Annotated in this window: 13 protein-coding genes; 10 read left to right on the top strand and 3 right to left on the bottom strand. The window is 68.5% G+C overall.

Annotated features, from left to right (window positions below; translation table 11 throughout):
• The first annotated feature begins 1 nt into the window (after position 1).
• The 9 genes from VKA86_07395 (at position 2) to VKA86_07355 (ending at position 6002) form a co-directional block, all read left to right on the top strand.
• Positions 2 to 442, top strand: coding sequence for a chemotaxis protein CheW (locus VKA86_07395; GenBank protein HKK71026.1), 441 nt, complete (start codon positions 2 to 4; stop codon positions 440 to 442).
• A gap of 35 nt (positions 443 to 477) precedes the next feature.
• Positions 478 to 1614, top strand: a complete 1137-nt coding sequence (locus VKA86_07390; GenBank protein ID HKK71025.1) for a methyl-accepting chemotaxis protein — start codon at positions 478 to 480, stop codon at positions 1612 to 1614.
• A 10-nt stretch (positions 1615 to 1624) separates the two neighbouring features.
• Positions 1625 to 1993, top strand: a complete 369-nt coding sequence (locus VKA86_07385; GenBank protein HKK71024.1) for a response regulator — start codon at positions 1625 to 1627, stop codon at positions 1991 to 1993.
• A 12-nt stretch (positions 1994 to 2005) separates the two neighbouring features.
• Positions 2006 to 3160, top strand: a complete 1155-nt coding sequence (locus tag VKA86_07380; protein HKK71023.1) for a chemotaxis response regulator protein-glutamate methylesterase — start codon at positions 2006 to 2008, stop codon at positions 3158 to 3160.
• Positions 3157 to 3978, top strand: coding sequence for a protein-glutamate O-methyltransferase CheR (locus VKA86_07375; protein ID HKK71022.1), 822 nt, complete (start codon positions 3157 to 3159; stop codon positions 3976 to 3978). The genes VKA86_07380 and VKA86_07375 overlap by 4 nt, the downstream gene beginning before the upstream one ends.
• Positions 3979 to 3998: 20 nt before the next feature.
• Entirely contained in the window at positions 3999 to 4520 is a 522-nt protein-coding gene (locus VKA86_07370) for a chemotaxis protein CheX (protein ID HKK71021.1), read from the top strand.
• A gap of 87 nt (positions 4521 to 4607) precedes the next feature.
• The gene (locus VKA86_07365) at positions 4608 to 4970 is read left to right on the top strand and encodes a response regulator (GenBank protein ID HKK71020.1); all 363 of its coding nucleotides are present in this window, start codon (positions 4608 to 4610) and stop codon (positions 4968 to 4970) included.
• Entirely contained in the window at positions 4967 to 5446 is a 480-nt protein-coding gene (locus tag VKA86_07360) for a chemotaxis protein CheX (GenBank protein ID HKK71019.1), read from the top strand. The genes VKA86_07365 and VKA86_07360 overlap by 4 nt, the downstream gene beginning before the upstream one ends.
• Positions 5447 to 5513: 67 nt before the next feature.
• Positions 5514 to 6002 carry a hypothetical protein gene (locus VKA86_07355; protein ID HKK71018.1) on the top strand — a complete coding sequence of 163 codons (489 nt, stop codon included), beginning with the start codon at positions 5514 to 5516 and terminating at the stop codon, positions 6000 to 6002.
• 33 nt (positions 6003 to 6035) lie between these two features.
• On the opposite strand, the gene pepQ is transcribed toward VKA86_07355, so the two are convergent.
• On the bottom strand, positions 6036 to 7382 hold the full coding sequence (gene pepQ / locus VKA86_07350) for a Xaa-Pro dipeptidase (GenBank protein HKK71017.1): 1347 nt from the start codon (positions 7380 to 7382) through the stop codon (positions 6036 to 6038).
• Complete coding sequence (locus VKA86_07345) at positions 7379 to 8212, bottom strand: nitroreductase family protein (protein ID HKK71016.1); 834 nt, start codon at positions 8210 to 8212, stop codon at positions 7379 to 7381. The genes pepQ and VKA86_07345 overlap by 4 nt, the downstream gene beginning before the upstream one ends.
• A gap of 124 nt (positions 8213 to 8336) precedes the next feature.
• Here VKA86_07345 and VKA86_07340 point away from each other — a divergent pair, with 124 nt between their 5' ends.
• Positions 8337 to 9557 carry a DUF711 family protein gene (locus VKA86_07340; protein ID HKK71015.1) on the top strand — a complete coding sequence of 407 codons (1221 nt, stop codon included), beginning with the start codon at positions 8337 to 8339 and terminating at the stop codon, positions 9555 to 9557.
• Positions 9558 to 9560: 3 nt separating this feature from the next.
• Here the strand turns inward: VKA86_07340 and VKA86_07335 are convergent, their stop codons facing one another.
• Positions 9561 to 11168, bottom strand: coding sequence for a carboxyl transferase domain-containing protein (locus VKA86_07335; protein ID HKK71014.1), 1608 nt, complete (start codon positions 11166 to 11168; stop codon positions 9561 to 9563).
• Positions 11169 to 11238 lie beyond the last annotated feature (70 nt).

Raw genomic sequence — 11238 nt, 5'->3', positions numbered from 1 at the left:
CGTGCCCAACGAGACGCAGTACTGCACCTTCTACCTCGACGACGACTTCTTCGGGATCGAAGTCGGTCGTGTCCAGGAGATCCTGCGCTTCCAGGAGATGACCGAGGTCCCGCTGAGCGCTCCGGTGATCCGGGGCCTCATCAACCTGCGGGGGCAGATCATGACTGCGGTCGACCTCCGTGAGCGCGTCGGTCTGCCACCGCGCTCCGACGGACGACGTCCGATCAACGTCGTGATCCGCCGTCCGGACGGCGGCGTCAGCCTGCTGGTCGACGAGATCGGCGACGTCATGTCGCCGGCCGACGACCTGCTCGAAGCCGCCCCCGAGAACGTGAATCCCCGGATCCGCGCCCTGCTCGCGGGCGTGTACAAGCTCGAGGGCCGCCTGCTGCAGATCCTCGATCCGGACAAGCTCATGGAATTCGAGGGCGCGGCCGCCTGATCACACCGGACCTCGTGGAAGCCGAGGAGGACGTCGTGGACGAGACGACCAAGACGACATCGGGATCGCGGTCGAGCCGCGAAGCGCTGTTCTGCGGCGCGCTCGTCGGTCTGGGCACGGGCACGTCGGTGGTCGTGGGATCCGTGGCCGGATGGATGCCGGGACTCGGTCTCGCGGTGGCGTGGGCCGTGGGCGGAGCGTGGCTCGCCCAGCGGACGATCTTCTCGCCGCTCGAGGAGATGGCCGACGCCCTCGCGCACGACCGGACCGATCAGCTCGATCTCAACGGATTGGCCGCGCCGTGGGTCCGCCGGATCGTCGACCGCGTGCGGGACCACGAACAGGCGGTGCAGGACCGCACCACCCCTGTCGCCCGCAGTGTCCGCGACCTGGCCCAGGCCGCCGGCCAGATGAGCGACCTGATGTTCGTGATGACCGGCAACGCCGGCCAGACCTCCGACAAGGCGCAGATGATCAGTTCCCACTTCGACCGCGTGAACACGAGCGTCGAAGCCGTCAGCAACAAGATGCAGGAGCTGAGCGACACCATCCATGCCGTCGCCACGAGCGCACGCGACGGCGGTGAGGTCGGCCGCGACGCGGTCGACGCCGCGCGCAACACGAACGAGAACGTGACCCGTCTCGGCCAGAGCAGCGCCGAGATCGGCAACGTGGTCAAGCTGATCAACTCGATCGCCGAGCAGACCAACCTGCTGGCCCTGAACGCGACCATCGAGGCCGCTCGCGCGGGCGAGGCCGGACGCGGATTCGCCGTCGTGGCCAACGAGGTCCGCGAGCTCGCCAACGAGACGGCCAAGGCCACCGGCGACATCGGCCTGAAGATCGAAGCGATCCAGAACGACACCCAGAACGCGGTGGGCGCCATCCAGCAGATCGGCACGGTGGTCGAACGGATCAACGAGATCCAGGAATCGATCATCGGCGCCGTCGAGGAACAGGCCGGCACCGCCGACGCGATCCGCAGCAACGTGAAGGACGCCGCCGAGAGCGGCGTCCACATCCGCGCCAACATGGCCGGACTGACGACGGCGGCGAGCAGCGCCGCTTCCGGGGCGGACGAGACCCGCGCCGCCATCGAGGACTTCTCCCGTATGACCACCGAGCTCACCGGACTCGTCACGAGTCTCGAGGGCGACGTGGCCAATCGTTGAGGTGGGCAGAATGCGAGTACTCGTCATCGACGATTCCCGCGCCATCCGCATGATCCTGAAGAAGACGCTGAAATCCATCGGCGCCGAGGTCGTCGAGGCGGGCCACGGGGCCGAGGCCCTCGAGCAGCTGCAGGGCGGCGAACCCTTCGACCTGGCGCTGGTCGACTGGAACATGCCCGAGATGAACGGCTACGAATTCGTCAAGGCCGTCCGCAAGGAAGACCGGTACGCCTCCATGAAGCTGTGCATGGTCACGACCGAGACCGAGACCGCCCAGGTCGTCAAGGCCCTCGAAGCCGGAGCCGACGAGTACATCATGAAGCCCTTCACCAAGGAAGCGCTCCAGGACAAGCTCAACATGCTCGGCGTGACGGCCTAGGAACGGACCACGATGACCATCCGCATCCTCATCGTCGACGACAGCGCGTTCATCCGCCGCGCGCTGAAGAGGATCCTGGGCAGCGACCCGGACTTCGAGGTGACCGCGTCGGCGGCCAACGGTCACCTGGCGCTGCGCGCCCTCGAGCAGCACGACATCGATGCGGTGGTCCTCGACGTCGAGATGCCCGTGATGAACGGCCTCGAGACCCTCGAGGCGATCCGGGCCCGCGACCGGTCGTTGCCGGTCGTCATGTTCAGCACGCTGACCACGCAGGGCGGCGAGGCGGCCCTGGAGGCCCTGGCCCGTGGGGCCAGTGACTGCGTGGCGAAACCCAGCAACCAGGACAGTCAGGAAGGAGCCTTCCAGGCCGTCCGCGACGAACTGCTCCCCCGTCTGCGCTCGCTGGTCGAAACGCACTCGATCCGGCGACGGCCGACACGAAGCGACCCGCCTCCCGATGGTCCGACGCCGAGCACTCCGGAGTCTCGACCCTCGGTCGCGATTCCGGACACGGTGCCCCCGCCGCGAGGCCGCGAACGGAAGAGCTCCGTCGACCTGGTCGCGATCGGGGTCTCCACCGGAGGGCCGAACGCGCTGGCCACCGTGCTCGGATCCCTTCCCGCCGATCTGGGTGTCCCGATGGTGATCACCCAGCACATGCCACCGCTGTTCACCAAGCTCCTGGCACAACGACTCGACGGAGCGTCGTCGCTACGGGTGACCGAGGCGAGCGACGACGTGGTCGTCGAGCCGGGTCACGTCCACCTCGCCCCCGGCGACCGGCACCTGACGCTCGTCCGATCCGAGGGCGCGATCCGGGTGAAGCTGGACGACGGGCCTCCGGTGAACTCCTGCCGACCCGCTGTCGACGTCATGCTCGACTCGATCGTCGAGACGCACCGCGACCGCGTGCTCGTGGTGATCCTCACGGGCATGGGCCGCGACGGACTCGAGGGTTGTCGGAAACTGGGCGAACTCGGGGCCCACGTCGTCGTCCAGGACGCCGAGTCGTCGGTGGTGTGGGGAATGCCGGGTCACGTGGCCAAGGAAGGGCTGGCCGATTCGATCGTGTCGATCGACTCCATCGCGTCCGAGATCACGAGCGTCGTACGGGCCGGTGCCCGCGCGAGCCAGAACCCGGTCCGAGCGGGAGTGACACCATGACGATCGCGACCAGCCACTTCGACGTGATCCGCGAGATCGTCTACCGCGGCGCCGGAATCGTGCTCGAGCCGGGCAAGGAGTACCTGGTCGAGTCGCGCATGCACCCGATCCTGCGCGCCCACTCCCTGACCGACCTGGGCGAGCTGGTGACGAAGCTCCAGTCCGGCGGCTCCGCAGCGCTGCAGAGCGAAGTCATCGACGCGATGACCACGAACGAGACCTCGTTCTTCCGCGATCACCATCCCTTCGAGACCCTCCGGACCGAGGTCCTGCCCGGGACCCTGGAGCGCAACCAGTCCAATCGTTCGCTACGGGTCTGGTGTGCCGCCTGCTCCAGCGGTCAGGAGCCCTACTCGATCGCGATCACCCTGCAGGAGCACTTCGGGGCGAAGATCAACGGCTGGCAGGTCGAGATCCTGGGCACCGACATCTCCGACGAGATGCTCGAGAAGAGCAGCTCGGGCGCGTACAGCGAGCTCGAGATCAACCGTGGGCTGCCCGCGCCGCTCATGGTCAAACACTTCCAGAGGGTCGGCCTCCAGTGGCAGATCAAGCCCGAGGTCCGCCGACTGGTCCGGTTCCGCAAGATGAACCTGGTCGAACCCTGGCCCAGCATGCCGAAGTTCGACATCGTCTTCCTGCGGAACGTGCTGATCTACTTCGATCCCGACACCAAGCGACAGATCCTCGGACGCCTGAAGAGCGTCCTGGCCCCCGGTGCCACCCTCTTCCTGGGTGGGGCCGAGACCGTGATCAATTTCGCCGACGATTTCGAGATCGTACGGCTCGGCAGGACCGTGGTGTACCGCGTCCGCTGACCACTCGAGGAGGAACGGGAATGCAATTCCTGGAAGCCGAAGTCATCGAACTGACGCGGACCGTGTGGGAGACCGTGTTGGCCATGGGTATCGAACCCGTCGAGGACGACCACCATCCACCCGACGGGGACGAGACCGTGTCTGCGTGCGTGCACATCTCGGGCGGCTGGAACGGCAGCGTGATCCTGTCGTGCCCGTCGACCCTCGGGATCGCCATCGCCGCCGCGATGTTCGAACTCGAGCACGACGAGGTCGACGACGAGCTGCTGCACGACGCCGTGGGCGAGGTCGCCAACATGATCGGCGGCAACGTCAAGGGCCTGGTCCCGGGACCGAGCCAGCTCTCCCTGCCGACCGTGGCCACCGGGATCCACACGCGCCTCGCGGTGCCGGGAAGTCATCCGGTCACGCGGGTCGGATTCCGCAGCGAGTGTCAACCGGTACGCGTCGTGCTCGCCGAAGTGAACGAGGCGGGTGCGGACACCCACCGTTCGGCGAAGAATGCAGAAACGGGCCGGAAGGACCCGGCGAACGTCGCCTGAACGGAACGACGTCACACGAGGACCGGCAGCAACTGCCGGAGCATCGGCCGATATGGCCGAACGAGAAACGACCGAGGGGGAACCCGGATGAAGATCCTGATCGTGGACGACAGCAAGGCCATGCGTATGATCGTCAAGCGCACCCTGAAGCAGGCCGGTTACGGCGACGCGACCATGAGCGAGGCCACGAACGGCCGCGAAGGTCTCGACGCCGTGAAGGCCGATGCACCCGACATCGTGCTGTGCGACTGGAACATGCCCGAGATGAACGGCATCGAGTTCCTGCGAGCCCTGCGCGCCGAGGGCAACGACGTGAACTTCGGCTTCGTGACGTCGGAGGGCACCACCGAGATGCGCCAGCAGGCCCAGGAGGCCGGCGCGGCGTTCCTCATCAGCAAGCCCTTCACGGCGAACGACTTCTCCGAGAACATCGCGGCGGCCGTCTCATGACCGTGACGACTCCCTGTCAGGAGTGGTCGGACGGTCTCGTCCGCGCCACCGACGAAGTCGCGCGCGAGGCCCTCTCGATCACCGCCGGATGCCGACGTGTCGGCGAGGCCGAGAAGCTCTCGCTGCAGATGTCGGGCGCCTATCTGGCCCTCATCTCGCCCGAGGTGCAGATGCAGATCGGCATCGCCGCCGGACGCGGGGACTGCCGGCGGCTCGCCGGCGCCCTCATGATGATGGAAGCCGGCGACCCCGAGCTCACCGACTCGGTCATGGCCGACGCCTTCGGCGAGATCGTGAACATCCTGGCCGGCTCGTTGAAGCAGGTCATGGACAGCCGCTATCGAGGGTTGACGCTGGGTCTGCCGACGATGATCCACGGGCACATCTCCCCGAACGACCGCCAGGACCTCCAGGTCACCCAGGTCGCTCTGGGGGAGATCGAAGCCTATCTCGTCGTCCTCATGAACAAGAGCTGATCGTCGTCGCCACCGGAGAAGGCGACCCCCGGCTCCAACCACACCGCTGTTCCCGACCGGAGGAACGATGGCTGCTCTCACCTACGCGAGCCCGACGGCCGTCGAGATCGCCGAGATGCTCACCAGCCTGCTCGGCAAGGACACGACCGCCCGGAAGAACCCCGCCGTCGACTTCGACGGCACCGCGAACTGGATCTTCGCCGTCTACGACGAAGAGGACGGCACCCTCGGCGCCGTGATCGCGTGCGACGTCGCGACCGCGGCCTACGGCGGCGCTGCGCTCTCGCTGATCCCCGCCAGCATGGCCCAGGACAGCATCCGCGCGGGACAGGTCGCCGAGAACCTCAGTGAGAACTTCCGTGAGGTGCTGAACGTCTGCGCCGGCCTGTTCAACAGCCCCGGCACGCCCCGCCTGAAGCTCGGACACTACTCCGAGCCTCCCGACGAGGCGGGCGAGGGTCTGGTGGCCTGGTTCGGCGAGGCCGAGCAGAAGACCGGTCTCGACATCAACATCGACGGCTACGGCAACGGCCGCATGGTCGTCTACGTGGACTGAGTTCTCGGCCCGTCACGCCCGTGGCGGGCACCCTCAGTCGCGGTGACCGGGAATCTGCGGGCGCGTGAGATCCTCGCGCCCGTCCTCGGTGACCAACACGTCGTCCTCGATCCGGATCCCACCGAAGGGCAGCAACTCGTCGACGAGGTCCCAGTCGACCAGGGCCCCACGCTCGTCTTCGCGGAGCGGATCCAGCAGCATCGGCACGAAGTACAGACCCGGTTCGATCGTCACCACGTGCCCCGGCTCGAGGGTGCGCGTCGTCCGCAGGTGCGGGAAGTCCTCGGGCGGATCCACGGTCGTTCCCGACGGATCGGCCTGCCGCCCTCCCACGTCGTGCACCTGCAGGCCCAGGTGATGCCCCAGGCCGTGCGGGAGGAAGGGGAGGCTGAGGCGTTTCTCGATGGCCTCGGCGGCCGGGCATCGGAACACGCCGGTGTCGGCGAGCAGACTGGCCACGCCTTCGTGGGCCCGCCGGTGCAGGTCGACGTAGGGGACCCCGGGCCCGACGGCGTCGACCAGTTCCCGCTCGAGGTCGTCCATCCCGTCGAGCAGCTCTGCGAAGCGTGACGGGGCCTTGTCGGTCACGTAGGTGCGCGTCACGTCCGAGGCATAGCCCTGGAAACTGGCCCCGGCGTCGATCAGCAGAACGCCGCCGGGCGCCGGGGGCGTGACGTCCTTGCGGGTGTAGTGCAGAACGGCGGCGTGATCGTCCCAGCCGATGATCGCCGGGTACGGCACCTCGTCCTCGACCATCGAGGTCGCCGCCAGGTAGTCGTGGTGCATCTGCCGCTCGCTGCGACCGGCGGCCACCCCCTCCCGGACGATCCGGTGCCCACGGGCGGCGCGCGAGCCGGCCCGCCGCAGGCACTCGACCTCGTAATCGGTCTTGGTCCCCCGCGACCAGTCCAGGCTCGCCATGAGGGTCTCGGGCTCCTGCGCGCCGGGATCGAGACCGAGAGCTTCGGCGACCTCGCCGTCGGCCCCCACGAAAGCGTGGCGGGGGCGCGACCGCAGCGCGTCGACGGCTTCGTCGACGTCCTCGACCTCGACGACCTCGAAGACCCGCGTGATGTCGACCGGTGGCGGCGGAGGCGACTCGTACCAGTAGTCCTTCGGCACCACCCGGACGAGCCGGGGTTTCCGGCCGGGCTCGAACGAGATCAGATGGTCGGGACCGGCCAGCGGCACCCAGCGCGCGAAGTGGTAGTCGGGGCGGAAGACGTGCGTCTGGTCGTCACGGTGGACGAGCAGTTCGCCCCCGGCGTGGAAGACGACCCCGTCGAACGCGGCCCCGGCCGCCTTCGAGCGTTCGAGCGCGGCTTCGGTGTCGGCGATCACGCGGCCGACGTGGGCCACGTACAGTGCTTCGAGACTCATCGATCGTCTCCTGGTGTCGGGTCGGGTGTCGGGTCGGGTGTGGACTCGGGCCCCGTACCCCGTGGCCGTTGCGGCCGCGGATCGAAGATCGCGACCTCGTCGAGTTCCTTGCGCCGCAGGTCGGGCACGCGACAGTCGTCCGCCGGCCTCCCGACCGGGAACAGGATGAAGGGCCGCTCGTTCGACGGCCGCCCCAGGATCTCGCGCAGGAAGCCCATGGGGCTGGGCGTGTGCGTCAGCGTGACCAACCCCATCCGGTGCAGCGCCGCCACGAAGAGCCCACAGGCGATGCCCACGCTCTCCTTCGTGTAGTAGTTGCGCTGGCGCCTCCCCGTCTCGTCGTAGCCGGACAACTGTTCGAAGACGACCACGATCCAGGGGACGGTCTCGAGGAAGGGCTTCTGCCAGTGGGTCCCGATGGGCCGGAGCGCGTCCAGCCATTCGTCGGGCGCGCGCCCGCCCTCGTAGAACGAGTGCTCCTCCCGTTCCGCTGCCTCGCGGATACGCTTCTTGGTCTCGTCCGCGCTGACGGCGACGAAGGTCCAGGGTTGGCGGTGCGCTCCCGACGGAGCGGTGCTGGCCGCCCGGATGGCCCACTCGATGCACGTACGCGACACCGGCGCGTCGGAGAAGTCGCGCACGCTGCGGCGGCGGTCGAGTTCCTCGAACCAGGCGCGTCCGCGCGCCTGGCGCTCGTCCTCGGACAGATCGGGCAGTGTGAAGGGCACGAAGCCGGGCTCGGGGTCGGTCATGACCCCCATCATGCGATCACGAGCCACCCGACGCCAGTGTCGAGACATCGATGCGATCGTGGTAGAGATTGTGTCCATCGGACCGTCGGCCTTCGTCGCCCGGTGCTTCGTCGCCCGGTGCCGGCTCCTGCCGCGACCCCTCGACGGGTTTGCGTTCTCGGAGCAAGAGATCACGTCGACCCCGACTCGGGAGCGCTCGTCCATGAAGATCCGATCGATCACCGGCTTCTGCGCGGACCTCGACGGCGTGGACGCCGTGGCCGGCTTCCTGGGCCGTGCCCGCGCGGCCTACGTGGACGCCGGATTCGAGGTCCAGACGGTGCGCCTGGCGCTTCCCCCGTTGAGCGACGTCGTGGAGCCCGCTCGCTCCCCGGACGCGTTGATCGAACTCGCCCGGGAGATCGAAGGCAGGGCCCACGACCGCGGGATCGACTACGCGGCACTCGGTCCGCACCGTCCCGGGGATCCGCACCGCTGGGTCGAGGCCCTCCCGCGGATCCTCGACGAGACGCAGCGGGTGTTCGTGACGCTGCAGATGGACGACGGCCACGGGCAACTCTTCGGGGAACAGGCGGCCCATGCCGCCGACGTGATCCTCGCCGCGGCGCCGATCGAGCCCAACGGTTTCGCCAATCTCCGGTTCTCGGCCCTGGCCCGCGTTCCGGCCGGCGTCCCCTTCCTGCCGTCCGCGTACGCGCGGGCCGGGGCACCCGCCGAGTTCGCCGTCGCGACCGAGGCCGCGGACCTCGCCCGGAGCGCGTTCGCCGAGGCGTCGTCGCCGGCCCGGGCACTCGACCGGCTCGTCGACCGGATCGAGGAGGCCGCCGCGTCCATCGAGTCGGTGGCGCGGACGCTGGAGCGGAGCGGAACCGCGCGCTTCGGGGGAATCGACTTCAGCCCCGCACCCTTTCCCCGGAACGCAGATTCGATCGGGGCCACGATCGAGTCGATGGGTGTCGATGCCGTGGGTCGGCCCGGCAGCGTGGCGGCGGCCGCGATGATCACCAGCGCCGTCGACCGCGCCCGCTTCCCGCGGACCGGATTCAGCGGTCTGTTCCTGCCGGTGCTCGAGGACGACACGCTGGCCCGCCGCGCGGCCGAGGGAAGCCTTCGGATCGAGGACCTGCTCCTGGCCTCGACCGTCTGCGGCACCGGTCTCGACACCGTGCCCCTGCCCGGCGACGTCGACGCAGAGAGCATCGTGGCCTGCCTGCTGGACCTCGGCGCCCTGGCGCTCCGGCTCGAGAAGCCGCTGACCGCGCGGCTCATGCCCATGCCGGGACGGGCCGCCGGAGAGGAGCTCGACTTCGACTTCCCCTTCTTCGCCAGCGGCCGGGTCATGCCGCTGCGCCCGGGCCGTGTCGACGGACTGCTCCGGCGCGGACCTCTACCGATCTCACCGCGCCGGCGGCGCGAAGACTGAGCGCTACATGCGGAAGATGCCGTACCGGCTCTCGGCGTGGGGAGCGTTGCGCGCCATCGCCAACGACAGCCCGAGCACGTCCCGGGTCTGCGGCATCTGCAGGATCCCGTCGTCCCACAACCGGGCCGTGCTGTGGATCGCCGAACCCTCCTCGGCGTACTTGTCGAGGATGGGTTGCTTGAAGGCGGCCTCCTCGTCGGCCGTCATGGACTTCTGTTCGCGCGCGAGCTGGTCCTTCTTGACCGTGGCCAGCACGTTGGCCGCCTGCTCTCCGCCCATCACGCTGATCTTCGCGTGGGGCCACATGAACAACAGCCGTGGCTGGAAGGCCCGCCCGCACATGCCGTAGTTGCCCGCGCCGTAGCTGCCACCGATCACCACCGTGAACTTCGGTACCGCCACGCTGCTGACGGCACTGACCATCTTCGCCCCGTCCTTCGCGATGCCGCCGGTCTCGTACTTCCGGCCCACCATGAACCCGGTGATGTTCTGCAGGAACAACAGCGGCACCCGGCGCTGCCCGCACATCTCGATGAAGTGCGTCACCTTCAGCGCGCTCTCGCTGAACAGGACACCGTTGTTGGCGATGACCCCGACGGGCTGTCCGTGGACGCGGGCGAAGCCGGTGACGACCGTATTGCCGTAGCGCTCCTTGAACTCGTGGAAGCGCGAACCGTCGACCAGACGCGCGATCACCTCGCGCACCTCGAAGGGCTTGCGCTCGTCGTCGGGCACGATGCCCAGGAGTTCCTCCGGGTCGTAGGCCGGATCCTCGGGCTCGGCGCGATCGATCGCGGCCAGGTCGCGGTGGCCCAGGTTCTCGACGATGTCGCGCACGATCTTCAGGGCGTGCTCGTCGTCGCGAGCCAGGTGGTCGGCCACGCCACTCAGGCGGGTGTGCACGTCACCACCACCGAGGTCCTCGGCGCTGACCTCCTCGCCGGTGGCGGCTTTGACCAGTGGGGGTCCGCCCAGGAAGATGGTGCCCTGCTCCTCGACGATCACCACCTCGTCGCTCATGGCGGGTACGTAGGCTCCGCCCGCCGTGCAGCTCCCCATGACCGCGCTGACCTGGGGAATCCCCAGTCCGCTCATGCGCGCCTGGTTGTAGAAGATGCGTCCGAAGTGCTCACGATCGGGAAAGACCTCGGCCTGCAGCGGCAGGAAGGCCCCACCGCTGTCGACGAGATAGACGCAGGGAAGTCGGTTCTCCAACGCGACCTCCTGCGCTCGCAGGTGCTTCTTCACCGTCAGCGGATGATAGGTCCCACCCTTCACCGTGGCGTCGTTGGCCACGATCATCACCTGGCGGCCGTGGACGTTGCCGATGCCCGTGATCAGTCCGGCCGCGGGCACGGGCGAATCGTAGACCTCGTGGGCGGCCAGAGGGCTCAGTTCGAGGAAGGGGCTGCCCGGGTCGATCAGCCGCTCGATGCGTTCACGCACGAGCAGCTTGCCGCGCTTCGTGTGCAGAGCGCGGGCCTTCTCGCTCCCGCCGAGAGCGGTGGTGGCCAGCAGTTCCTGCAACCGTTCGGCCTGCTCGCGGTGGAAGGCGCGATTGCGACGGAACTCCTCGGACTCGGTCTGGATTCGGCTGACGATACGACGCATGGACGATCCCGGCGGTGAGGGTCACGACAGGCGGAACAGTCTACCAGCCGGATCCGGGCCCCACCACCGC

The sequence above is a fragment of the Candidatus Krumholzibacteriia bacterium genome, assembly GCA_035268685.1.
GTDB lineage: Bacteria > Krumholzibacteriota > Krumholzibacteriia > JAJRXK01 > JAJRXK01 > JAJRXK01.
The sequence above is the reverse complement of the archived record's forward strand: the minus strand, read 5'-3'. Positions and strand labels throughout refer to the sequence as shown.